Raw genomic sequence first — 26665 nt, forward strand, 5'->3', positions numbered from 1 at the left:
GTCCGGACGCGCGCGATGGGTCGCCCTGGGCGTACTCGGCACCGCCTCCTTCCTCGACGGCCTCGACGCCAACATCGTCACCGTCGCCCTCCCCAGCATCCAGCGGGACATGGAGATCGGCTTCGCCTCCGCGCAGTGGACCATGGCCGGCTACGCCCTCGCCTTCTCCATGTTCCTGATCACCGGGGGGCGACTCGGTGACATCTTCGGGGCCAAGCGGGTCTTCATGACCGGTGTCGCCCTGTTCACCGTGGCGTCCGCCCTGTGCGGTCTGGCCGTCTCCCCGGGCATGCTGATCGCCGGCCGCTTCACGCAGGGGTTCATGGCCGCCCTCATGCTTCCCCAAGTCATGGCCGTCATCGTCCGGACATTCGACCGCAAGGAGTGGGCCCTGGCCGCCGGTCTGGTGGGCGGTCTGCTCAGCCTCGGCAGCATCGGGGGACCGCTGCTGGGCGGTCTGCTCACCGACCTCGACCTGATGGGCCTCGGCTGGCGGACGGTGTTCTTCGTCAACGTCCCGATCGGGATTCTCGCGCTGATCCTCGGGGCCCGGTCGCTGCCCTCCTTCCGCGCCGACGAGCGCCCGCAGCTCGACATGCCCGGCGTGGTCCTGCTGACCGCGGCCTCTCTGAGCCTGATGTTCCCGCTCGTCCAGGGCCGCGAACAGGGCTGGCCCGCCTGGATGTTCGTGGTGTTGGCCGCCTCGGTGCCGCTGTTCCTCGCGTTCGTGGTCCACGAGCGCAGGAGGCAGGCGAAGAACGGCTCCGCTCTCCTGCCCCCCACCCTGTTCCGCCACCGCTCCTTCTCCGCCGGCCTGGTCGTGACCCTGCTCGCGTTCACCGGCATCACCTCGTTCTCCTTCGTGCTCACCTACCACCTCCAGTTCGGTCTGGGCTGGTCGGTGGGCGACACGGCACTCGCCATCGCGGCGTGGCCGCTGGGCATCGTCGCCACGTTCCAGCTCGGCTGGCGCTTCGGGGCCACCCGGGGACGCCTGTTCGTGGCGGCGGGCGCCCTCGTGATGGCTCTGAGCTCCCTGGCCGCGATCGGCGTCGTGCACACCCAGGGCGCTGGACTGACGTGGCCGTACGTGGCCGGCACGGCCTTCCTCATGGGCCTGGGCATGGGGTTGAGCACGCCCATCCTCGCCACGGCCGTGCTCGGTGACCTGCCCCCCGAGGACGCGGGCGCCGGGTCCGGCGTGGTCAACGCCGCCACGCAGTTCGGTGCCGCGATCGGCATCGCGGTCGTCGGGGCCGTCCTCTTCGGGCTCGTGGGCCCGGACACCGCGGGGGCGGCCGCGGCGCGAGCCGCCGACTTCAGCTCCGCCGTCTCCCTCACTCTCTGGTACAACGTCGCCGCCTTCCTGCTGACCGCCGCCCTCGCCCCGCTGCTGCCCCGCAGCAAGCCGGCGGACGCGGAGGCCGGGCCCGCCGGGAAGGCCGAGCGGACGGACCTCACCGCCGGCGGTCTCGTGCCCGACCCGGCATAGGCCGAATTCCTTTCCCCCAACAAAAAGATGGCTGGCCAGTCCGCGTCCAGGAGGTAGGTATGACCGATACGCCGCAGAGCAATGTCGAGGAGAACGACGCCCGCCGGAAATTCCGTGAGGCCCTCGAGCGCAAGGCCAACGCCAGCCGGGCGCGGCAGGCGCACGAGGACGGCCGTCTGAGGGTCAAGGGCATGAGCGGCTCGGCCGGGCAGAAGCGGTACTTCCGGCGCAAGACCGGGTGACACGCGGCTTTCCCGCCGCGCTGCCGGGGCTGCCGCGGACCTCCCACCAGGAGGCCCGCGGCAGCCTTTTTCCGTCTGCGCGCGGCGCCGCCGCACGGCGCACCGGGATTCCGGCTGCTCTGACCGGGGGCGGGCCGCTCGAGTACCCCGGCTCCCGGAGTGACGGCGGTCGATAAAACAGGAACGCAGAGTGGTGCCGCGTAGCGGTGCCTGCCGGAATCACCGGCGTTCACCCTGGTGAGGATCTCAAGAGGCCCAGGCGCCCGGCGCGCGGAAAGGCTGAAAGGACAGGGACGGCAGCTTGCGGGCCCGCGCGGTGACGGGGGCAGGCCGCTGGGCCTCGTGGCGCTTGCCCAGGCGGGCCGTGAGGAGGACGGCGGGCGCGGCGATCTCCTCGGCGGTGGGGTTGCCCCTGGAGATACGGATCGAGGCCATGGCGAGGGCCAGAGAGGTGTCCTCGACGGCGGCCTCGCCCATGCGGTCCGCGCCAGCCTCGCCCGCCACTGGCCCGTTCGCTCCGCCCGGCCTCGTCCGCGGGCGGGGCGGCCGGGTGCTCCCACGCGGGGGTGACACGCACCGCAGCAGCGGTCAGCGGCCTTCTGGGGATGAATCGAGTCGGATCAGCCGGTCTTCCTGCGGAAATACCGCTTCCGGCCAGCCAAACCGCTCATTTCCTTCACCTTCATGCGGCCCTCTGCGGCGAGCGCCACCCACCGGCGCCGGGACCCGGCCGTGGGGGGGGAGGGAACCCGGGGGCCGGTCTGGGGGAGGCCGGCCCCCGGGGGTCAGATGCCGCCGAGTACGGCGTCCAGGGCCGCGTCCATCTCGTCGTCGGTCAGTTCCTGGGCGGTCTGCAGGGCGTCGGCGGGGGCCTCGGCCTTGGCGGTGGCGGGTGCGGCCAGTTCCAGCAGCCGGTCCAGCAGGCCGCTCTGGCGCAGCCGTTCGACGCCGATCCGGGCCACCGCCCACTGGGCGGCCTGGGCGGGGTCCTGCGGCGGGGTGTCGGCGACGGCCGCGCTCTGCGGTGCGCCGCCGGAGCCGTCGAAGGAGAGCTTGCCGAGCAGGTATCCGGCGATGGCGCGCGGCGTGGGGTAGTCGAAGGCGAGCGTGTTGGGGACGGCCACCTGCGTGTGGCGGGCGAGGCGGTTCTTGAGCTCGACGGCCATCAGGGAGTCCCAGCCGAACTCCCGCATGGGCTTGTCGAGCGGGACGCTGCCGGACAGGCCGAGGACCGCGGTGACCTCCTGCTGGACGAACTTGCGCAGTTCCGCCTCGCGTTCCTCGCCGGGCAGGGCGGCCAGCCGGTCCCGGAAGGCCGAACCGCGCTCGGCGGCCTCCTTGGCCTTCCTGGGCTGCGTACGGACCAGGGCCCGCAGCAGGGCCGGCGGGCGCGCCCCGGAGTCGTCGGACGCGAGGCGGGCCGTGTCGAGCTTGAGCGGCACCAGGTGCGGTTCGGGGCGGGCCAGGGCCGCGTCGAAGAGGGCGAGGCCCTCGGCGGCGGTCAGGGCCTGGGCGCCCTGGCGGCGCATCCGGGCGAGTTCCGCCTCGCCGAGCTGCGCCGTCATTCCGGCGCCGCCCTGCGCCCACAGGCCCCAGGCGAGGCTGGTGGCGGGCAGGCCGAGCTTGTGCCGGTGGGCGGCGAGGGCGTCCAGGAAGGCGTTCGCGGCGCCGTAGTTGGACTGGCCCGGCGATCCGAGGGTGCCGGCGACCGAGGAGAACAGGACGAAGGCGGCCAGGTCCAGCTCGCGGGTGAGCTCGTGCAGGTGCCGGGCTCCCGCCAGCTTGGGGGCGAGGACGCGGGCGAACCGCTCGGGCGTCTGGTTGTGCACGACACCGTCGTCGATCACGGCCGCGAGGTGCACCACGCCCGTCAGCGGGCGCTCGCTGCCGGCCTCGGCGAGCAGGCCGGCCACCGCGTCGCGGTCCGAGACGTCGCAGGCCAGGATGCGCACGCCGGCCGCGCCGGCGGCTTCGAGGTCGGCCACCAGATCCTGCGCGCCGGGAGCGGCCATGCCCTGGCGGGAGGTCAGGACGAGGTGGCGGACTCCGTGTTCGGCGACCAGGTGCGCGGCCAGGTCGCGGCCGAGCTCGCCGGTGCCGCCGGTGAGCAGGACCACGCCTTCCGGGTCGAGGGTCCGGCCGGTGGTCAGGACCAGCTTGCCGGTGTGGCGGCCCTGCGCCATGTGGCGGAAGGCCGCGGGGGCCTCCCGTACGTCGTAGCCGAGGTAGGGCAGCGGGGCGATCACCCGGTCGGCGAGCAGGGCGGACAGCTCGGTGAGCATGCGGTGCAGGTGCTCGGGCTCCAGCGACATCAGGTCGAAGGCGCTGTAGGCGACGCCCGGGTGGGCGGCGGCGACGGCGGCGGCTTCGCGGATGTCGGTCTTGCCCATCTCCAGGAAGCGGCCGCCGTGCGGCAGCAGGCGCAGCGAGGCGTCGGTGAACTCCCCGGCGAGGGAGTTCAGCACGGCGTCGAAGCCGGCGCCGCCGGTGGCGGTCAGCCACCGCTGTTCGAAGGCGGTGTCGCGGGAGGAGGCGATGCGCTCGTCGGGCAGTCCGAGGGCGCGCAGCGCGTCCCACTTGGGGTGGCTGGCCGTTCCGTAGACCTCGGCGCCCAGGTGGTGGGCGAGCTGGACGGCGGCCATGCCGACGCCGCCGGCGGCCGCGTGGACGAGGAGCTTCTCGCCGGGGCGCAGCGCTCCGAGGTCGGTGAGGGCGTAGTACGCGGTGAGGAAGGCGAGCGGGATCGTCGCGCCCTCCTCGAAGGTGAGGGTGTCGGGCAGCTCGGCCATCAGGTGGCCGTCGCCGCGGACCTCGGTGCCGAAGGCGCCGAGCGCGAGGCCCATGGCCCGGTCGCCCGGTCGCAGGTGGGTGACGGCGGATCCGGTCTCGAGGACGGTGCCGGCGAACTCCAGGCCCAGCTTGGGCGTGGCGACCATGCCGAGCGCGTTGAGGACGTCGCGGAAGTTCATGCCCGCGGCGCGGACGGCGACGCGCACCTCGTGGGGGCCGAGCGGGCCGGCCGGCGGGACGGTGACGAGTTCGAGGCTGTCGATGCTGCCCTTCTCGCGGATGTCCAGGTGCCAGGGTCCGTCGCCGGCGGGCGGGGTGAGGGCCTCGCCGCCGTGGGCGGCCGCGGCGCGGGTGGTGCGCACCAGGCGGGGGGCGAACAGGGCGCCGCCGCGCAGGGCCAGTTCGGGTTCGTCGCCGGTCGCGAGGGCGGCGGCGAGGACCTCCCGGTCGGGGGTGGCGGTGTCGAGGTCGACCAGGCGCAGGGTGCGGTCGGGGACCTCGCCGCGCACGGCCCGCACCAGGCCCCACAGCGGGGCGTGGGCGAGGTCGGACACGGTGTCCTCGGGGCGGGCCGCGACGGCGTCGCGGGTGATCCAGACCAGCTCGGATTCCGCGGTCTTCTCGGTGAGCAGGTGCTGTACGAGGTCCAGCGCGGCCAGGGTGGCCGGCTCGGCGGCGTCGGCCGGCCCGGTGGTGGTGGCGTCGACGACGATGCGCTGGGGGGCGGGCCCGTCGGCGAGCAGCGGCTCGGGGCCCGCCGACCAGGTGGCGCCGAGGGTCTCGGCGAGGGCTCCGGTGCCGCCGATCACCAGGGTGGTCGCGGGCTGCGGGGCGGTGGCCCGGGCGGGCTCGGCCACCGGCTGGAAGTCGACGCGGTAGAGGTGGTCGCCGTCGGAGCGGGTGACCTTCAGCTGCTCGGCGGAGGCCTGCCGGATCTGGAGCGCGCCCGACAGGACGGGCTCGCCGGTGGCGTCGGTGACCAGGACGGTGGCGCCGAGGCCGGCGGCGGCGGCGGACTGCGGGTCCTGGCCGGCGTCCAGGGCGATGCGGACGCGCAGTTCGGTGCTGTCCGTGGCGTACAGGGTGACGTCGGTCCAGGCGAAGGGGAGCAGCACGGTGCCTTCGGGCTGCCCGGATCCGGGGGTGACGCCGGCCAGGACGTGCAGGGCCGCGTCCAGGAGCGCCGGGTGGACTCCGTGGCCGTCGACGCCCTGGCGCAGCGGCTCGGGCAGGGTGACGTGGCCGTAGGCGACGTCACCCTGGCGGGCGAGGGCGGTCAGGCCGCGGAAGGCGGGGCCGTAGGCGAGGCCCTCGCCGCCGAGCTGCTCGTAGAAGCCGTCGAGTGCGATGGGCTCGGCTCCCGGGACCGGCCAGTGGGCCAGTTCGGCGAGCCCCTCGGGGGTTTCGGCGGCGGGGTCGTCGTCGAGTTCGCCGGAGGCGTGCAGGGTCCAGGCGGCCGGGTCGGCGGATGCCTCCGGCTGGCTGTGGACGGCGATCTTCCGCCGTCCTTCGGCATCCGGGGCGCCGACCTTGACCTGGAGCCGCAGGGGTTCGCCGGTGGCGAGGACGAGCGGCTGGGCGAGGGTGAGTTCGGCGACCCGCTCGGAGCCGACGGCCCGGGCGGCGGCCAGCGCGAGGTCGAGCAGGCCGGTGCCGGGCACGAGGACGCTGCCGAAGACGGCGTGGTCGGCCAGCCAGGGGTGGTCGGCGAGCGAGAGCCGGCCGGAGAGCAGCTGGCCTTCGCCGTCGGCGAGCGTCAGGACGGCGGCGAGCCAGGGGTGCCCGGCCGGTACGAGACCGGTGTCGCGGGCGCCGCGGGCGCTGCCGCGGGCGGGCTCGAGCCAGAAGCGCTCGCGCTGGAAGGCGTACGTGGGCAGGCCGGCGGCCAGTTCGGCCGCGCGGGCCGGGGCGGGCCGGTCGGTGAACACCTGCTCCCAGTCGGGTTCCTGGCCGCTGACGTGGAGCGCGCCGAGGGCCTCGACGAGGGCGCGGACCTCGTCCGGGACCTGGTCGGGGTCCTTGGGCGCGCGCTGGGAGGCGACGAAGACGGCGGGGTCGGTGACGCAGTTGGCGCCCATGGCGGCCAGTACGGCGGCCGGGCCGCATTCGAGGTGGCGGCCGATGCCGTCGGCCTCGAGGGTGCGTACGGCGTCGAGGAAGCGCACGGCGTCGCGGACCTGCCGTACCCAGTATCCGGGGTCGCGCAGGCCTTCGCCCGGTGCGAGGTCCGGGCCCATCCGGGTGCCGGTGACCGTGGAGACGACCGGGATCCGGGGGGCCGCGAAGGTGATGTCCTCGGCCACCTGGCGGTAGGCGTCGAGCATGGCGTCCATGTGCGGGGAGTGGAAGGCGTGGGAGACCGTCAGGCGGCGGGTGCGGCGGCCGAGTTCGGTGAAGTGGCCGGTGACGGTGGCCACGGCGGCCTCGTCACCGCTGACGACGGTCTGGGCGGGGCCGTTGACGCCGGCGATGGAGATGCGCCCGGAGATGTCGGCGAGGGCTTCCAGGGTGTCGAGGACCTCGGCCTCCGAGGCCTCCACGGACGCCATGGCTCCGCCGCGCTCGCAGGCCTGCATCAGGCGGCCGCGGGCGGCGACCAGGCGGGCCGCGTCGTCCAGGGTGAGGACTCCGGCGACGTGGGCGGCGGCGAGTTCGCCGATGGAGTGGCCGGCGACCGCGGCGGGGCGCACGCCCCAGGCCTCCCACTGGCGGAAGAGCGCGGTCTCGACGGCGAACAGGGCGGGCTGGGCGTACTCCGTCTCGTGGACGAGTGCGGAGCCGCCGAGGACGAGCTCGGCCAGCGGCTGGTTCAGGTGCGGGTCGAGCGCGGCGCAGACCGCGTCGAAGGCCTGCCGGAACACCGGCAGGGCGGCGTGCAGGGCACGGCCCATGCCGGGGCGCTGGCTGCCCTGGCCGGTGAACAGTACGGCGAGGGGGCCGTCGGCGGCGGTGCCTTCGGCGGCGCCCGCGGGGGTGCGGCCGTCGGCGAGGGCGCGCAGCGCGGTGACCGCTTCGCCGGTGCCGGTCACCGTCAGGGCGGCGCGGTGCTCGAAGTGCGTGCGGTGGCGGGCCGCGGTGTACGCGAGGTCGGCCACCGGGACCTCGGGCCGGCCCTCGAGCCAGTCGGCCCAGCGGGCGGCCTGGGTGCGCAGGGCGGCCTCGTCGCGGCCGGAGAGGACCAGGGGAAGGGGCGGCTGGGGCGCCTGAGTCGACTCGGTCGTCTGGGTCGACTCGGCCGCCTGGGTCGCTTGGGTCGCTATGGACGGTTCCGCCGCTTCGGTCGCTTCGGTCGCTCCGGTCGCTGTGGCCGGGCCGGTCGCTGGGGTCGCCGCGGCGGACGGGGCCGGGGCGGCGGACGGGGGCTCTTCGAGGACGACGTGGGCGTTCGTACCGCTCAGGCCGAAGGAGGAGACGCCCGCGCGGCGGGTGCGCGCGGCTTCCCGGGCCCAGGGGCGGGCGTCCCGGAGGAGTGCCAGGCCGCTGCCGTCCCAGGCGATGTGCGGGCTGGGCTCGTCGACGTAGAGGGTCTTGGGCAGGGTCTCGTGCTGGAGGGCGAGGATCATCTTCATGACGCCCGCGACACCGGCGGCGGCCTGCGCGTGGCCGATGTTGGACTTGGAGGAGCCGAGGTAGACGGGCCGGTCCTCGTCCCGGTCCGGGCCGAAGACCTCGGCCAGCGCACCGGCTTCGATCGGGTCGCCGAGCGGGGTGCCGGTGCCGTGCGCCTCGACGGCGTCGATGTCGGCGGGGGTCAGCCGGGCCGCTTCCAGGGCGTCGAGGATGACGCGCTGCTGAGCCGGGCCGTTGGGGGCGGTGAGGCCCTGGCTGCGGCCGTCCTGGTTGACGGCGGAGCCGCGGATCACGGCCAGGACGCGGTCGCCGTCGCGCTCGGCGGCGGACAGCCGCTTGAGGACGAGGATGCCGACGCCGTCGGACCAGCCCGCGCCGTCCGCCAGGGCGGAGAAGGACTTGCAGCGGCCGTCGGGGGCCATGCCCTTGAGGCGGGAGAACTCCACGAACAGCCGGGGCGTGCTCATGACGGTGACGCCGCCGACGAGGGCGAGCTCGCACTCGCCCTGGCGCAGGGCGCTCGCGGCGAGGTGGAGGGAGACGAGGGAGGAGGAGCAGGCGGTGTCGACGGTGACGGCCGGGCCCTGCAGGCCCAGCGCGTACGAGACGCGGCCGGAGACCACGCTGGAGGCGTTGCCCGTGCTCACGTACCCGTCGAAGGCGTCGAGCTCGCGGCCCTGCTCGCCGTAGTCGGAGCTCATGGCGCCGAGGTAGACGCCGGTGCGGCTCTCGCTGAGCGAGCCGGGACGGATGCCGGCCCGCTCCAGAGCCTCCCAGGCGGTCTCCAGGACCAGGCGCTGCTGCGGGTCCATGGACAGGGCCTCGCGCTGCGAGATGCCGAAGAAGGCGGCGTCGAAGTCGGCGGCGGCCTCGATGAAGCCGCCCTCGTGGGCGTAGCTCTTGCCTACGGCCTCCGGGTCGGGGTCGTAGACGCCGAGGCTGTCCCAGCGCGAGGGCAGTTCGCCGATCGCGTCGCCGCCCGAGACGAGGAGGTTCCAGTAGGCCTCGGGGGTGTCGATGCCGCCGGGCAGGCGGCAGGCCATGGACACGACCGCGATCGGGTCGTCGGCCGCCGGGGCGGTCGCGGTGTGGCGCAGCGCGTTGGCCTTCGCCTTGGGCTTGCCGGTGGTCAGGTCCAGCCTGTCGAGGAGCAGGCCCGCGATCGCGGTCGGGGTCGGGTAGTCGAAGGCGAGCGTCGAGGGCAGCGTCACCCCGGTCTCGGAGGACAGGCGGCGGCGCAGTTCGACGGCCATCAGGGAGTCGATGCCGAGTTCCTTGAGGACCTGCTGCGCACCGATCCCCTCGGCGGTCGCGATGCCGAGGACCACGGCGGCCTCGCGCTGCACCAGCCGGATCAGCGACGTGAGCCGCTCGGCCTCGGGCTGCGCCGCCAGCTGGTCGCGCAGGCCCGAGGGAGCGCTCGCCGCGCTGCCGACGCGCTTCTTCGGCGCGCGGACGAGGGCCCGCAGCAGGGCGGGCAGTTCGTCGGGGCGCCGTTGCAGGGTGACCAGGTCGAGCTTGACGGGGACCAGGTGCGGGTGCGGGGAGCCGAGGGCGGTGTCGAGGGCGGCGAGGCCCTGCTGCTCTGTGAGCGCGCCGATGCCCATGCGGCGCATGCGGCCGAGTTCGGCCTGGCCGAGGGTGGCGGTCAGACCCTGTCCGGCCTGCTGCCACAGACCCCACGACAGGCTCGTCGCGGGAAGGCCGCTCGCCCGGCGGTGGGCGGCCAGGGCGTCCAGGAACGTGTTCGCCGCAGCGTAGTTGCTCTGTCCCGCCCCACCCAGGACACCGGCAGCCGAGGAGAACAGGACGAACGCAGCCAAGTCCAGGTCCTGCGTCAGCTCGTGGAGGTGCAAGGCGCCTTCGGCCTTGGGCTGCCAGACCCGCGCCAGACGCTCCGCGTCCTGCGAGACGAGGAGACCGTCGTCCAGTACGGCGGCCAGGTGGAACACCGCCGTCCACGGGCGGTCCGCATCCGCGAGCAGACCGGCGACCTCGGCACGGTCGGAGACATCGGCCGCGACGATCCGTACGCTCTCGGCGCCGGCCGACTCCAGCTCGGCCACCAGATCACCGGCCCCCGGAGCCTCCATACCCCGCCGGGAGGTCAGTACGAGATGACGCACACCGTGCACCGACACCAGGTGGCGGGCAACCGCCCGGCCCAGCTCACCCGTACCACCCGTCACCAGAACGGAACCGTCGGGGTCCAGGCGCGGGGCGTCGGACGCCTTGGCCGTACGGACGAGGCGGGCGGTACGGATCTCCCCGTCGCGGAGCGCGATTTCCGGCTCGTCGGTGAGGGTGAGGGCCGGGGCCAGCGCGAGGTCGTCCCGGGCGCGGTCGGTGCCGAGGTCGATGAGGCGCAGCGTCCGGTCGGCGTGTTCGGCACGCGCCGCGCGGAGCAGACCCCACAGGGCGGCGTGGGCCAGGCCGGGCATGCCGTCGCCGGGGGCAACGGCGTTAACGCCGTTAACGGCGGAGCGGGTCAGCCAGACCAGCTCCGTCTGTTCGAGACCCGGTTCGGCCAGCAGGAGTTGGAGGATCCCGAGGGCGGAAGCGGTCAGCTCACGGGCGTCGGCGGCAGATGCGTGGCCGGTGGCGTCGACGAGGACGCGGGCCGGGGCGTCGGCTCCTTCGGCGAGGTGGGCGAGGAGTGCGTCGACGTCGGCGAACACCTGCGCGCCGAGGGCGGCGGCGATCCCGGCGTCGCCCTCGAGGGCCCAGGTCTCCCCGGCCGGTTCCGCGTCGCCCGGGGTCCGGGTGGGGCGGAACTCGACGTGGTACAGGTGCTCGGCCCGCTCGCCGGCGCGGATCTGCTCGGCGCTCGCCTCGCGGATCGCGAGGCCGCGGGTGCGGACGACGGGGTGGCCGGCGCCGTCGGCGACGCTGAGGGTGAGGTGCTCGTCCGCGCCCGACGCGACGTCGATGCGTACGCGGAGTTCGGTGGCGCCGGCGGCGAGGAGTTCGACGCCCGTCCACTCGAACGGCATGAACACGCGCTGACGTGCTTCTTCGTCGCGTACGCCCATGAGGGTGTGCAGCGCGGCGTCGAGGAGGGCCGGGTGAACACCGAAGTCATCGGCCTTCAGGCCCTCGGGGAGGCGGATGAGACCGTACGCCGTGTCGCCCTTGCGCCACAGTTCCGTCAGGCCCTGGAAGGCAGGGCCGTAGTCCAGACCGCGCTCGCGGAAGCCCTCGTAGAAGCCGTCGAGATCGACGGACTCGGCGCCCGGGACCGGCCACTGGGCCAGCTCGGCAAACGTGTCGCCGTCGGCGGGCGCGGTGAGGTCCGCGGGCTCCGCGAGTTCACCGGTCGCGTGACGGCGCCATTCCTCGTCGCTGCCCTCGGGCCGGCTGTAGACGGTGACCGGGCGGCGGCCGGTGCTCTCGGGTGCGCCGACGGCGACCTGGAGGCGGACGGCGCCGTCCGTACCGAGCAACAGCGGCTCGGTGAGGACGAGTTCGGCAACGCCCGGGGCGCCGACGTGGTGGGCGGCGGTGAGGGCCAGTTCGAGCAGGCCGGTGCCGGGGACGAGGACCGAGCCGAAGGCTGCGTGACCGGCCAGCCAGGGGTGCTCGGCGAGGGAGATGCGGCCGGTGAAGAGGTACCCCTCACCGTCGGCGAGGGAGGTGACGGCACCGAGCCACGGGTGCTCGGAGACCTCGAGGCCGACCCCGCGCACGTCGCCCGAGCTCTTCGGGGTGTCCAGCCAGAAGTGCGTGCGCTGGAAGGCGTACGAGGGAAGCTGTACGAGGTTTCCGGAGCCCAGGACGACGTCCCAGCCGAGGTCGTGGCCTTGGACGTGGAGGAGGCCGAGGTTGCGGAGCAGCTGGGCCGGCTTGCCGTGCCGGCGGGCGAGGGAGCCGACGACGATGCCGCCGCGCTCGGCGCTGCCGTCGGTGAGCGGCATGGACAGGACCGGGTGGGCACTGATCTCGACGAACACGCCGTGGCCGTCGTCCAGGAGCCGGTTCAGGGCCCGGTCGAAGCGGACGGGTTCGCGGAGGTTGCGGCACCAGTACGAGCCGTCGAGCGTGGTGCCGTCGGCGACCTCACCCGTGACCGTGGAGTAGAAGGCGATGTCGGTGCCGGTCGGGGCGATGCCCTCGAAGCCCGAGGCGAGACCGGGGAGCAGCGGGTCCATCTGCGCGTTGTGGGACGCGTAATCCACATTGATCTTGCGGGCGTAGACGTTCTGCTCGGAGAGCTCCGCGACGATCTTCTCGATCGCGTTGGCCTGGCCCGAGATGACCGTGGAGCCGGCCGTGTTCACCGCGGCTACGGAAAGAGCCTCCCCGTACGGGGCGATGAACTCCTCGACCTCGGACAGCGGGCGTTCGATCAGCGCCATGCCGCCCTGACCGGCGCAGGCGAGGACCGCCTGCGAGCGCTGCGCGACGATCTGCGAGCCCTGCTCCAGAGTCAGAGCACCGCTCACCACAGCCGCGACGACCTCACCCTGCGAGTGGCCCACGACCGCTGACGGCTCCACACCGAGGGAGCGCCAGACCGCCGACAGGCCCACACCCATGGCGAACAGGGCCGGCTGGACCACGTCCACCCGGTCGAACGGCGGGTGATCACCCTCCTCCCCCGCCAGGACTTCGCGCACCGACCAGCCCGTGAACGGACGCAGGGCCGCGTCACACGCGTCAATGGTGTCGGCGAACACCTGATTCTGGGCGAGGAGTTCACGGCCCATGCCGACCCACTGCGAGCCCTGGCCCGGGTAGACGAAGACGACCTTCCCGCGCTCACGCGCGGACCCGGTCACCACCGCGTCGTGCGCGTGGCCCTCGGCCAGCGACCGCAGCGCCTCCACCAGACCGGCAGTGTCCGCCGCGACCACACTCGCCCGCGACTCGAAGTGCGAACGGTGACGGGCGGCCGTGACCGCGACGTCTGCCAGCGGGACCTCGGTGCGCCCGGACAGCCAGTCCGCCCAACGGCCCGCCTGCTCCCGCAGCGCGGCCTCGTCACGGCCCGACACGACCACCGGAAGCGGGGCGGCTGCGGTCGGTTCGGCCGAGGGGGCCGGGGTAGCGGTCGGGGGCTCCTCCAGGACCACGTGGGCGTTCGTACCGCTCAGGCCGAAGGACGAGACGCCCGCACGGCGGATGCGCTCGGCGCCCCGCTCCCACGCACGCGCCTCGTTCAGCAGCTCGAGGCCGCTGCTCTTCCACTCGATGTGCGGGCTGGGCTCCTCGGCGTGCAGGGTCTTCGGGAGCACGCCGTGCTGCATCGCCAGGACCATCTTGATCACGCCGATGACACCGGCGGCCGCCTGCGCGTGCCCGAGGTTCGACTTGGCGGAGCCCAGGTAGACGGGACGCTTCCCGTCCCGCTCCGGGCCGAAGACCTCGGCCAGCGCGCCCGCTTCGATGGGGTCGCCGAGCGGGGTGCCGGTGCCGTGCGCCTCGATCGCGTCGATGTCGGCGGGGGTCAGCCGGGCCGCTTCCAGGGCGTCGTGGATGACGCGCTGCTGGGAGGGGCCGTTCGGGGCGGTCAGGCCCTGGCTGCGGCCGTCCTGGTTGACGGCGGAGCCGCGGATCACGGCGAGGACCGGGTCGCCGTCGCGCTGCGCTGCCGACAGCTTCTTCAGGACGATCACGCCCGCGCCCTCGGCCCAGCCCGCGCCGTCGGCGCCGGCCGAGAAGGACTTGCAGCGGCCGTCGGCGGCCATGCCCTTCAGGCGGGAGAACTCCACGAACAGCGCCGGGGTGCTCATCACGGTGACGCCGCCGGCCAGGGCGAGCTCGCACTCGCCCTGCCGCAGGGCCTGGACGGCCAGGTGGATGGAGACGAGGGAGGAGGAGCAGGCGGTGTCGACGGTGACGGCCGGGCCCTGGAGGCCCAGCGTGTAGGAGACGCGGCCGGAGACGACACTGCTGGCGTTGCCGGTGCTGTACCCGTCGAGGGCGTTGAGGTCGTGGCCCTGCTGGTTGCCGTAGTCGGAGCTCATCGTGCCGAGGTAGACGCCGGTGCGGCTCTCGCTGAGCGAGTCGGGGCGGACTCCGGCCCGCTCGAGGGCCTCCCACGAGGTTTCCAGGACGAGGCGCTGCTGCGGGTCCATCGAGAGTGCCTCGCGCGGCGAGATGCCGAAGAAGGAGGCGTCGAAGCCCTCGGCTCCGTCGATGAAGCCGCCCTCGCGGGCGTAGCTCTTGCCGACGGCCTCCGGGTCGGGGTCGTAGACCCCGAGGCTGTCCCAGCGCGAGGGCAGGCCGCCGACGGCGTCGCCGCCGGAGGCGAGCAGCTCCCAGAAGCCCTCCGGGGTGTCGATCCCGCCGGGCAGCCGGCAGGCCATCGACACGACCGCGATCGGCTCCGTACGCGAGGCCCGCTCGGCGTTGAGTTCCTTCTCGGTCTCGACGAGCGCGTTCGCCGTGCGCCTCAGGTACGCCTCGAGCTTTTCCAGCTTCTCGGATTCGGACGCGCTCATTCGCTCACTCCAAGCTTGCGATCCAGGAACTGAAGGAGGTCATCGGTGCTGTCGCCGCCAAGGTCGGCTTCGGTCTCGGCTTCTGCCGCGTCGGCGGTGCCGGCCGCGGCGGAGGCCTTGGCCAGTCCGTCCCGCAGGGCCAGCAGGCCGGCGGCCAGGCCCGGCTCCTCGAGTTGTTTCGGTGTCGCGGAACGCAGGAGTTCCACGAGGTTGTCGATCTGGTTCTTCGTCACGCGCTGTCCGGGCCGCGCCCCTCCCCCGGTTCCCACGGCCAGCTTGTCGAGGAGCAGGCCGGCGATGGCGGTGGGCGTCGGGTAGTCGAAGGCGAGCGTGGACGGCAGCGAGATGCCGGTCTCGGCGGAGAGGCGGCGGCGCAGCTCGACGGCCATCAGGGAGTCCATGCCGAGCTCCTTGAGGACCTGCTGGGCGCCGACGCCGGCGCTGCCGGGAGCACCGAGGACCACGGCGGCCTCGCGCTGCACCAGCTGGGCGAGCCGCGGCAGGCGCTCGCCCTCCGGCAGGGCGGTCAGCTGCTCGCGCAGTCCGTTCCCTGCGGTCGCCGTCTCGCCGCCCGCGCGCTTGCGCGGGGCGCGCAGGAGGGCGCGCAGCAGGGCGGGTGCGTCGCCGCCGTTGTCCAGTTCGCGTTGCAGCGGCGTGAGTTCGAGGCGTACGGGGACCAGGTGCGGCTGGGCCGAAGCCAGGGCCGCGTCCAGGGCCGCAAGAGCCTGCGGTTCGCTGAGGGCGGCGATGCCGCGCCGGCGCATGCGGGCGAGTTCGGCCTGGCCGAGGGTGGCGGTCAGACCGTGACCGGCCTGCTGCCACAGACCCCACGACAGGCTCGTCGCGGGAAGGCCATCGGCACGGCGCTGGGCGGCCAGGGCGTCCAGGAAGGTGTTCGCCGCCGCATAGTTGCTCTGACCCGCCCCACCCAGGACACCGGCAGCCGAGGAGAACAGGACGAACGCCGCCAGGTCCAGGCCCTGCGTCAGCTCGTGGAGGTGCAAGGCGGCTTCGGCCTTGGGCTGCCAGACCCGCGCCAGACGCTCCGCGTCCTGCGAGACGAGGAGACCGTCATCCAGTACCGCAGCCAGGTGGAACACCGCCGTCCACGGGCGGTCCGTATCCGCGAGCAGACCGGCGACCTCGGCACGGTCGGAGACATCGGCCGCGACGATCCGTACGCTCTCGGCGCCGGCCGACTCCAGCTCGGCGACCAGATCCGCGGCCCCCGGAGCCTCCGGGCCGCGCCGGGAGGTCAGTACGAGATGACGCACACCATGGACAGTGACCAGGTGACGGGACACGGCCCGGCCCAGCTCACCCGTACCACCCGTCACCAGGACGGAACCATCGGCCGCGAACTCCGGCAGCTCCCCGCCGGTCTCCGCACGCACCAGACGCGCCACCCGGATCTCGCCGCCGCGCACCGCCAGCTCCGGCTCACCGGTGACCGACAGGGCCTGGGGCAGCAGGGCGTCGTCGGCCGCGCCTTCGGTGCCGAGGTCGATGAGGCGGATCACCCGGTCGGCGTGCTCGGCACGGGCCGCCCGGACCAGGCCCCACAACGGGGCGTGGGCCAGGTCGGCCACGCCGTCGCCCGTGTCCACGGCCGAGCGGGTCACCCAGACGAGCTCGGTCGAGGCCAGCCGGGGTTCTGCGAGCAGACGCTGGAGCGTGGTGAGAGCGGAGGCGGTCAGCTGCTCCGCGCTCCGCCCTATCCCTCGCGTCGCATCCAGAACCAGTCGAAGGGGTAGCTCGGCCCGCTCATCGATCTGGGCAAGGAGTACATCCACATCAGCCACATAGTCGGCCTCCAGGGTTGTGAACATCTCGGCGTGGTCGCCGAGAATCCATGTGCCGCCCGCCGGGGCGTCCTCGTGAGCCAGCGCGCCGCGGGCGGCGAAGTCGATGCGGTAGAGGTGCTCGGCGCGCTCGCCGGCGCGGATCTGCTCGGCGCTCGCCTCGCGGATCGCAAGGCCGCGGGCCCGGACGACGGGCTGCCCGGCCGGGTCGGCCACCCAGATGCGGGTGTTGGTGCGGGTGTCGTCCAGGTCGATGCGCACGCGGAGCTCGGTGGCACCGGCGGCGAGGAGCTCGACGCCCGTCCACTCGAACGGGAGCAGCACCTGTCGGTCGTTCGGGTCCTGGCCGCGTACGCCCATGAGGGTGTGCAGCGCGGCGTCCAGGAGGGCCGGGTGAACACCGAAGTCGTCGGCGGCCAAGCCTTCGGGCAGACGGATGAGTCCGTACGCCGTGTCGCCCTTGCGCCACAGCTCCGTCAGACCCTGGAACGCCGGACCGTAGTCCAGGCCGCGCTCACGGAAGCCCGTGTAGAAACCGTCCAGATCGACGGACTCGGCGCCCGCGACCGGCCACTGCGCCAGCTCGGCGAACGCCTCGCCGTCGGCAGGGGCGGGTGCCTCCGCGGATTCCGCGAGTTCGCCGGTCGCGTGACGGCGCCAGCCGGAGTCGGAGACCTCGTCCGGACGGCTGTAGACGGTGACCGGGCGGCGGCCGGTGGCGTCGGACGGGCCGACCACCACCTGGAGCCGGACGGCCGAGTCCTCGGTCAGGGTCAGCGGCTCCAGCAGGGTGAGTTCCCCGACCGACTCCGCGCCGACGTGGTGGGCGGCGGTGAGGGCCAGTTCGAGCAGGCCGGTGCCGGGGACGAGGACGGTCCCGAAGGCCGCGTGCTGTGCCAGCCAGGGGTGCTCGGCGAGGGAGATCCGGCCGGTGAAGACGTGTCCTTCGCCGTCGGCCAGCGCGGTGACCGCGCCGAGCCACGGGTGCTCGGGCACGTCGAGGCCGACGGAGCGGACGTTGCCGGTGGGCTTGGCGGCCTCGAGCCAGTAGTGCTCGCGCTGGAAGGCGTAGGTGGGGAGTGGTACGAGGCTGCCGGTGGCGGCGCCGAGGACGCGGTCCCAGTTCAGGTCGTGGCCCTGGACGTGGAGGAGGCCGAGGTTGCGGAGCAACTGGGCCGGCTCACCGTGCTGACGGGCGAGGGAGCCGACGACGATGCCGCCGCGCTCCGCACTTCCGTCGGTCAGCGGCATGGACAGCACCGGGTGGGCGCTGATCTCGACGAACACGCCGTGGCCGTCGTCCAGGAGCTGGTTCAGGGCACGGTCGAAGCGGACCGGCTCGCGGAGGTTGCGGCACCAGTACGTGCCGTCGAGCTCGGTGCCTTCGGCGACCTGGCCGGTCACCGTCGAGTAGAGGGCGATGTCCGTCCGGGACGGGACCAGGCCCTCGAAGCCGGCGGCGAGACCGGGGAGGAGGGGGTCCATCTGGGCGTTGTGGGAGGCGTAGTCCACGTTGATCTTGCGGGCGTAGACGTTCTGGTCGGAGAGCTCCGCGACGATCTTGGTGATCGCGTCCGCCACACCGGAGATGATCGTCGAGCCGGTGGTGTTGACCGCGGCTACGGACAAGGCGTCGCCGTACGGGGCGAGGAATCCTTCCACCTCGGCCAGCGGGCGCTCGATCAGCGCCATGCCGCCCTGACCGGCGCAGGCGAGGACCGCCTGGGAGCGCTGAGCGACGATCTGCGAGCCCTGCTCCAGAGTGAGAGCACCGCTCACCACGGCGGCGACGACCTCACCCTGCGAGTGGCCCACGACCGCTGACGGCTCGACACCGAGGGAACGCCAGACGGCGGAGAGACCGACGCCCATGGCGAACAGGGCCGGCTGGACCACGTCCACCCGGTCGAACGGCGGGTGATCGCCCTCCTCACCGGCGAGCACCTCGCGCACCGACCAACCCGTGAACGGCCGCAGCGCGGCATCACACGCGTCGATCGTCTCCGCGAAGACCGCGTTGGAGGCGAGCAGCGCACGGCCCATCCCCACCCACTGGCTGCCCTGGCCCGGGTAGACGAAGACGACCTTGCCGCGCTCGTGCGCGGTCCCGGTCACCACCGCGTCGTGCGCCGTGCCCTCGGCCAGCGCGCGCAGCGCCTCCACCAGACCCGCGGAGTCCGCGGCCACGACACTGGCCCGCGACTCGAAGTGCGAACGGTGCCGGGCGGCAGTGATCGCCACATCGGCCGGCGGGACATCGGCGCGCGCGGACAACCAGTCCGCCCAACGGCCCGCCTGCTCCCGCAGCGCGGCCTCGTCACGGCCGGAGACGACCACCGGAAGCGGTGCCTCGGCGGCGGCCGCGGCGCCCGGAGCGGGAGTCGCCGCGGGCGGCTCCTCCACGATCACGTGGGCGTTCGTGCCGCTCAGACCGAAGGAGGAGATGCCCGCGCGGCGGGTGCGCCGCGCGCCCCGCTCCCACGCACGCGCCTCGTTCAGCAGTTCCAGGCCGCTGCCGTCCCAGGCGATGTGCGGGCTGGGCTCGTCGACGTAGAGGGTCTTGGGCAGGGTCTCGTGCTGGAGGGCGAGGATCATCTTCATCACGCCGACCACGCCCGCGGCGGCCTGCGCGTGGCCGATGTTGGACTTGGAGGAGCCGAGGTAGACGGGCCGGTCCTCGTCCCGGTCGGGGCCGAAGACCTCGGCCAGCGCGCCCGCCTCGATCGGGTCGCCCAGCGACGTACCGGTGCCGTGCGCCTCGATCGCGTCGATGTCGGCGGGCGTCAGGCGCGCCGCTTCCAGGGCTTCCTGGACCACGCGCTGCTGCGAGGGGCCGTTGGGGGCGGTCAGTCCCTGGCTGCGGCCGTCCTGGTTGACGGCCGAGCCGCGGATCACGGCCAGGACCTCGTCCCCGTCGCGCTCGGCGGCGGACAGCCGCTTGAGGACGAGGATGCCGACGCCTTCGGCCCAGCCGGCGCCGTCGGCCTGCGCCGAGAAGGACTTGCAGCGGCCGTCGGGGGCCATGCCCTTCAGGCGGGAGAACTCGACGAAGAGAGCGGGACTGTTCATGACGGTGACGCCGCCGACGAGGGCGAGCTCGCACTCCCCCTGGCGCAGCGCGCCCGCCGCCAGGTGCAGGGCCACCAGCGAGGACGAGCAGGCGGTGTCGACGGTGACGGCCGGGCCCTGCAGGCCCAGCGCGTACGAGACGCGGCCGGAGACCACGCTGGAGGCGTAGCCCGTGCTGGTGTAGCCGTCGAGGGCGTCCAGGTCGTGGCCCATGTGCCCGTAGTCGGAGGTCATGGCGCCGAGGTAGACGCCGGTGCGGCTCTCGCTGAGCGAGTCGGGGCGGATGCCGGCCCGCTCCAGGGCCTCCCACGAGGTCTCCAGGACCAGGCGCTGCTGCGGGTCCATCGAGACGGCCTCGCGCCGCGAGATGCCGAAGAACGAGGCGTCGAAGCGCTCGATGTCCTCGATGAAGCCGCCTTCGCGCGAGTAGCTCTTGCCGACGGCCTCCGGGTCGGGGTCGTAGACGCCGAGGCTGTCCCAGCGCGAGGGCAGGCTGCCGACGGCGTCGCCGCCGGAGGCGAGCAGCTCCCAGAAGCCCTCCGGGGTGTCGATCCCGCCAGGGAGGCGGCAGGCCATGGACACGACCGCGATCGGGTCGTCCGCCGCCGGGGCGGTCGCGGTGTGGCGCAGCGCGTTGGCCTTCGCCTTGGGCTTGCCGGTGGTCAGGTCCAGCCTGTCGAGGAGCAGGCCCGCGATCGCGGTCGGGGTCGGGTAGTCGAAGGCGAGCGTCGAGGGCAGCGTGACCCCGGTCTCGGACGACAGGCGGCGGCGCAGCTCCACGGCCATCAGGGAGTCGATCCCGAGCTCCTTGAGGACCTGCTGCGCTCCGATCCCGTCGGCGGTCGCGACACCGAGGACCACGGCGGCCTCGCGCTGCACCAGCCGGGTCAGCGACGTGAGCCGCTCGGCCTCGGGCAGCGCCGCCAGTTGGTCGCGCAGGCCGGTCGGCGTGCCGGCGGACTGCCCGGCCCGCTGGCGTCGGGCGCGCAGCAGGCCGCGGAGCAGGGACGGAACCGCCGCGCCCCCGTCCAGCTCGCGCTGGAGCGAGGTGAGTTCGAGGCGTACGGGGACCAGGTGCGGCTGGGCCGAAGCCAGGGCCGCGTCCAGGGCCGCCAGGCCCTGCGCCTCGCTCAGTGCGGCGACGCCCTGGCGACGGAGGCGGGCGAGTTCGGCCTGGCCGAGGATGGCGGTCAGACCCTGTCCGGCCTGCTGCCACAGACCCCACGACAGGCTCGTCGCGGGAAGGCCGCTCGCCCGGCGGTGGGCGGCCAGGGCGTCCAGGAAGGTGTTCGCCGCCGCGTAATTGCTCTGTCCCGCGCCGCCGAGAACGCCGGCGGCGGAGGAGAAGAGCACGAACGCCGCCAGGTCCAGACCCTGCGTCAGCTCGTGCAGGTGGAGCGCGGCTTCGGCCTTCGGCTGCCAGACACGCGCCAGACGCTCCGCGTCCTGCGAGACCAGCAGACCGTCGTCGAGTACCGCGGCCAGGTGGAACACCGCCGTCCACGGGCGGTCCGTATCCGCGAGCAGACCGGCGACCTGGGCCCGGTCGGAGACGTCGGCCGCGACGATGCGCACGGACTCGGCCCCGGCCGACTCCAGCTCGGCCACCAGATCACCGGCCCCCGGAGCCTCCATACCCCGCCGGGAGGTCAGTACGAGATGACGTACACCGTGCACCGACACCAGGTGGCGGGCAACCGCCCGGCCCAGCTCACCGGTACCACCCGTCACCAGGACGGATCCGTCCGCCGCGAACTCCGGCAGCTCCCCGCCGGTCTCCGCACGCACCAGACGCGCCACCCGGATCTCGCCGCCGCGCACCGCCAGCTCCGGCTCACCGGCGACGGACAGGGCGCGCGCCACGTCCGCCGCCACGGCGGACGGCTCGGCGGACGGCTCGGCGTCGATGTCGACGAGGCGGATCACGCGGTCGGCGTGCTCGCTGCGGGCCGTGCGCAGCAGTCCCCACAGGCCCGCACGGACGAGGTCGCGTACGGGGCCGTCGGCGTGGACCGCGCCCCGGGTCAGCCAGATCAGCTCGGTCCGTTCGAGGCGGGGCTCGGCGAGGAGGCGCTGCAGCAGCTCCAGCCCGGCGGTGGCCTCCGCGAGGGCGGTCGTGCCGATCAGGCTGGTGGCGTCGACGAGGAGGCGGTCCGGGGCGTCCTCGTCGGCGCCGAGGGCGGAGACGGCGGCGAGCAGTGCGTCCGCGTCCGGGTGGGCGGCGTCGAAGCCGAGCGTGTCGTCGCCCAGGACCCAGGTCGGGCCGTCCTGCGGGGCCTCCTCCAGCACGGGCGGGGCCTGGAAGGCGACCTGGTAGAGGTGGTCGACGGTCTCGGCGGCCTTGAGCTGCTCGGCGCCCGCGGCGCGCAACTGGAGTCCGTCGGCGTGGGCGACGGGCCGGCCGGACGGATCGGTGGCGGTGACGCGCACGCTGTTCTGCCGGGGGTCGAGTGCGACGCGTACGCGGAGCTCGGTGGCTCCGGCGGCGAGGAGCTCGACGCCCGTCCACTCGAACGGGAGCAGCACCTGCGAGGAGTCGGTCCCGGTGCTCGTGTCCTGGACGCCGACCAGGGCGTGCAGGGCCGCGTCGAGGAGTGCGGGGTGAATGCCGAACTCGTCGGCCTTGAGCCCCTCCGGCAGTTGGACCCGCGCGTACGCGGTGTCGCCGGCGCGGTGGAGCTCGGTCAGGCCCTGGAAGGCGGGCCCGTAGTCGAGGCCGCGGGCGCGCAGGCGGTCGTAGAACCCTTCGAGGTCGACGGGCTGGGTGCCGGGGACGGGCCACTGGGCCAGCTCGGCGAACGTGTCGCTGTCGGCGGTCGGCGCGTGGGAGAGGGAGCCGGCCGCGTGCCGGCGCCACGGGGCGTCGTCGGCGGCGTTCTCCGGGAGGCTGTAGACCGCGACGGGGCGGCGGCCGGTGCGGTCGGGGGCGCCGACGGCGACCTGGAGGCGGATCGCCCCGTCCGTGCCGAGCAGCAGCGGCTCGGTCAGGACGAGTTCGGAGACGCCGGGGGCGCCGACGTGGTGGGCGGCGGTGAGGACGAGCTCGAGCAGGCCGGTGCCGGGGACGAGCGGCGTACCGAAGGCCGCGTGCTCCCGGAGCCAGGGGTACTGCGCGGAGGAGAGCCGGCCGGTGAAGAGGTACCCCTCGCCGTCGGCCAGCGCGGTGGCCGCGCCGAGCCAGGGGTGCGCCGAGGCGGTGAGGCCCAGCGAACGGACGTCGCCTGCCCGCTCGTCGGACTCGAGCCAGTAGCGCTCGCGCTGGAAGGCGTAGGTGGGGAGCGGTACGAGGGTTCCCGTGCCGGTTCCGAGCACGCGGTCCCAGTTCAGCTGGTGGCCCTGGACGTGGAGGAGGCCGAGGTTGCGCAGCAGCTGGGCCGGCTCGCCGTGCCGGCGGGCGAGGGAGCCGACGACGATCCCGCCGCGCTCCGCACTTCCGTCGGTCAGCGGCATGGACAGCACCGGGTGCGCCGAGATCTCGACGAACACGCCGTGGCCGTCGTCCAGGAGCCGGTCGAGGGCACGGTCGAAACGGACCGGCTCGCGCAGGTTGCGGCACCAGTACGAGCCGTCCAGGTCCGTGCCTTCGGCGACCTGGCCGGTGACGGTGGAGTAGAAGGCGATGTCGGTGCCGGTCGGGGCGATCCCCTCGAACCCGGCCGCGAGGCCGGGGAGGAGCGGGTCCATCTGGGCGTTGTGGGAGGCGTAGTCCACATTGATCTTGCGGGCGTAGACGTTCTGCGCCGACAGCTCCGCCACGATCTTCACGATCGCGTCGGCCTGACCCGAGATGACCGTCGAGCCGGCCGTGTTCACGGCGGCAACGGACAGCGCGTCACCGTACGGGGCGATGAGCTCCTCGACCTCGGCCACCGGACGCTCGATCAGGGCCATACCGCCCTGACCGGCGCAGGCCAGGACCGCCTGCGAGCGCTGCGCCACGATCTGCGAACCCTGCTCCAAAGTGAGAGCACCGCTCACCACCGCGGCGACTACCTCACCCTGCGAGTGACCCACCACCGCGGACGGCTCCACGCCCAGCGAGCGCCAGACGGCGGAGAGACCGACGCCCATGGCGAACAGGGCCGGCTGGACCACGTCCACCCGGTCGAACGGCGGGTGATCACCCTCCTCACCGGCGAGCACTTCACGCACCGACCAACCCGTGAACGGCCGCAGCGCGGCATCACACGCGTCGATCGTCTCCGCGAAGACCGCGTGGGAGGCGAGCAGTTCACGCCCCATGCCCACCCACTGGCTGCCCTGGCCCGGGTAGACGAAGACGACCTTGCCGCGGCGCGCGGCCGAGCCGGTCACCACCGCATCGTGGGAGCCGCCCTCGGCCAGCGCGCGCAGCGCCTCCACCAGACCCTCGGTGTCGGCCGCGACCACGCTCGCCCGCGACTCGAACTGCGAACGGTGCCGGGCGGCGGTGACCGCGATGTCGGCGAGCGGGACTTGGGTGCCGTGCGCCGACAGCCAGTCCGCCCAGCGGCCCGCCTGCTCCCGCAGCGCGGCCTCGTCACGGCCGGAGACGACCACCGGAAGCGGGCCGGCCGGCAGGCCGGCGGCGGCCGGTTCGGCGGCCTCCCGGGCCGGGGCCTCCTCCAGCACCACGTGGGCGTTCGTACCGCTCAGGCCGAACGAAGAGACGCCCGCGCGGCGGGTGCGCTCGGCGCCCCGCTCCCACGCACGCGCCTCGTTGAGCAGCTCGAGGCCGCTGGTGTCCCACTCGATCAGCGGGGTCGGCTCCTCGGCGTGCAGGGTCTTCGGGAGTACGCCGTGCTCCAGCGCCAGCACCATCTTGATGACACCGATGACACCGGCGGCCGCCTGCGCGTGCCCGATGTTCGACTTCGACGAGCCCAGGTAGACCGGCCGGTCCGCCTCGCGCCCCGGTCCGAAGACCTCGGCGAGCGCGCCCGCCTCGATCGGGTCGCCGAGCGACGTACCGGTGCCGTGCGCCTCGACCGCGTCGATGTCGGCGGGGGTCAGCCGGGCCGCGGCCAGCGCGTCCTGGATCACCCGCTGCTGCGAGGGGCCGTTGGGGGCGGTGAGGCCCTGGCTGCGGCCGTCCTGGTTGACGGCGGAGCCGCGGATCACGGCCAGGACGCGGTCGCCGTCCCGCTGGGCGGCGGACAGCCGCTTGAGCGCGATCACGCCCACGCCCTCGGCCCAGCCGGCGCCGTCGGCGCCCGCCGAGAACGACTTGCAGCGGCCGTCGGCCGCCATGCCCTTCAGGCGGGAGAACTCCACGAAGAGGGAGGGGGCGCTCATGATGGTGACGCCGCCCGCGAGGGCGAGTTCGCACTCGCCCTGGCGCAGGGCCTGCACCGCGAGGTGCAGGGCGACCAGCGAGGAGGAGCAGGCGGTGTCGACGGTGACGGCCGGGCCCTGCAGGCCCAGCGTGTAGGAGACGCGGCCGGAGACCACGCTGGAGGCCTTGCCCGTGCTCACGTAGCCGTCGAGGGCGTCCAGATCGCGGCCCAGGTGGCCGTAGTCGGAGCTCATCGTGCCGAGGTAGACGCCGGTACGGCTCTCCATCAGCGAGTCGGGGCGGATGCCGGCCCGCTCCAGGGCCTCCCACGAGGCCTCCAGGACCAGGCGCTGCTGCGGGTCCATGGAGAGGGCCTCGCGCGGCGAGATGCCGAAGAAGGAGGCGTCGAAGTCCTCGGCCCCGTCGAGGAATCCGCCGTCCTGGGAGTACGTCTTGCCGACGGCCTCGGGATCGGGGTCGTACAGGTCCAGGCCGGTCCAGCGCGAGGGCAGGCCGCCGACGGCGTCCCCGCCGGAGGCGAGCAGCTCCCAGAAGCCCTCCGGGGTGTCGATGCCGCCCGGGAGCCGGCAGGCCATCGACACGACCGCGATCGGCTCGGACTGCTTCGCCTCGAGGTCCGCCGCGCGCTTCTGCAACGCGCGGATCGCGGGCAGTGCAGCCTGCATCCGGTCCTGGTTTGTTTTCGACACCATCGAGCGCCTCTCTGCGCGGCCACCGCGAGCTTTCCGGTCCCCGCCGACAACACGGGGACCGGATCAGCCAATCGGCAAACACTTGAGCCCGGGTCAACGTGACCTGGTGTGCCCGGTGGCGCGGCCTCGGAGGCCTTGGTGGAGGCCCGGACAGGGGCCTGGGCGGAGGCCTTAGTCGAGGCCGAATCCCTCGGCCGCGAACAGGGCGTCGAGCTCGGCGTTGAGGTCCTCGACGGAGCGTTCGCCGTCGTCGGCCCCGTCGTCCGTGCCGTCGCCGGCGACGCCGAGGTCCTCGATGGCCGCCGTCGGCGTCGCGGCCGTCGTCGCAGCGGCCGCCGCCGGAGCCGGAGCGGGGAGGTTCAGCCGGCTCAGGATCAGCCGCGAGATGTGCTCGGGCGTCGGGTGGTCGAAGGCGAGGGTCGCGGGCAGCGGTACCCCGCTCTCCGTCGCCAGGCGCCGGCGCAGCTCCACCGCCATCAGCGAGTCGAGGCCGAGCCCCTTGAGCACTTCCTGCGGGGAGAGGGAGCCGGTCGAGTTCAGGCCCAGTACGGCGGCCACCTCGCGCAGCACCAGCTCCGTGACCAGGTCGGCCCGCTGGTCGTCGGGCACGGCGAGGAGCCGTTCCCGCAGGCCGGCCGGCCCGCCCGAGACGGCGGCGGGGGCCTCGGCCCGGCGCGGCCGGGCCCGTACGAGGGACCGGAACAGGGCGGGCGCCGCCCTGCCCTGGTCCACCTCGCTCTGCGCGGCCCGCAGGTCGAGCTGCAGGGGTACGAAGTTGCCGGCCGGGCGGGCGAGCGCCGCGTCCAGCAGGTCCAGGCCGTGCTGGAAACCGAGCGGGGCGATGCCCTGGCGGCGCATCCGGTCCAGTTCGGTCTTGCCGAGGTGCGAGGTCATGCCCACCCCGGCCTGGTGCCACAGGCCCCAGGCGAGGCTGGTGACCGGGCGTCCCTCGGCCCGGCGGTGGGCCGCGTACGCGTCGAGGCAGGCGTTGGCCGCGCCGTAGATGCCCTGTCCGGCCGTGCCGACGGTGCCGGCGGCGGAGGAGAAGAACACGAACGCGGCGAGGTCCAGGCCCATGCCGGCGGTCAGCTCGTCGAGGTGGACGGCGCCGGTGATCTTGGGCTCCATCACATGAGCGAGCCGCTGTGCGTCCTGGCCGAGGAGTAGACCGTCGTCCAGGACGCCCGCGAGGTGCAGGACCGCCGTCCAGGGCCGACCCTCCTCAGCAAGACCGAGCACCTTCTCCACGTCATCGCGACGACCGACATCACAGGCCTCTACCCGCACGCA

At 73.9% G+C, this 26665-nt stretch carries 5 protein-coding genes and 1 pseudogene; 2 read left to right on the forward strand and 4 right to left on the reverse strand.

Annotation, left to right across the window (positions count from 1 at the left end; translation table 11 throughout):
* Both ACIPUC_RS36835 and ACIPUC_RS36840 read left to right on the forward strand, forming a co-directional pair.
* A partial coding sequence (locus ACIPUC_RS36835; protein ID WP_446594802.1) for an MFS transporter occupies positions 1–1492 on the forward strand: 1492 nt, incomplete at its 5' end.
* Between the two features lie 59 nt (positions 1493–1551).
* On the forward strand, positions 1552–1734 hold the full coding sequence (locus tag ACIPUC_RS36840; protein WP_446594803.1) for a DUF5302 domain-containing protein: 183 nt from the start codon (positions 1552–1554) through the stop codon (positions 1732–1734).
* 246 nt (positions 1735–1980) lie between these two features.
* On the opposite strand, the gene ACIPUC_RS36845 is transcribed toward ACIPUC_RS36840, so the two are convergent.
* From ACIPUC_RS36845 to ACIPUC_RS36860, 4 genes and pseudogenes are all read right to left on the reverse strand, one after another.
* Positions 1981–2238 carry an acyl-CoA carboxylase subunit epsilon gene (locus ACIPUC_RS36845; protein WP_446594804.1) on the reverse strand — a complete coding sequence of 86 codons (258 nt, stop codon included), beginning with the start codon at positions 2236–2238 and terminating at the stop codon, positions 1981–1983.
* A gap of 281 nt (positions 2239–2519) precedes the next feature.
* A pseudogene (locus ACIPUC_RS36850) lies at positions 2520–14423 on the reverse strand (SDR family NAD(P)-dependent oxidoreductase); the annotation flags it as partial.
* 110 nt (positions 14424–14533) lie between these two features.
* Positions 14534–25372 (reverse strand): beta-ketoacyl synthase N-terminal-like domain-containing protein, encoded by a 10839-nt coding sequence (locus ACIPUC_RS36855; RefSeq protein WP_446594152.1) that lies wholly within the window; start codon positions 25370–25372, stop codon positions 14534–14536.
* Positions 25373–25546: 174 nt separating this feature from the next.
* Positions 25547–26665 (reverse strand): beta-ketoacyl reductase (locus ACIPUC_RS36860; RefSeq protein ID WP_446594806.1); only part of this gene is annotated, 1119 nt, incomplete at its 5' end.

It is taken from the genome of Streptomyces sp. LARHCF249, assembly GCF_052871255.1.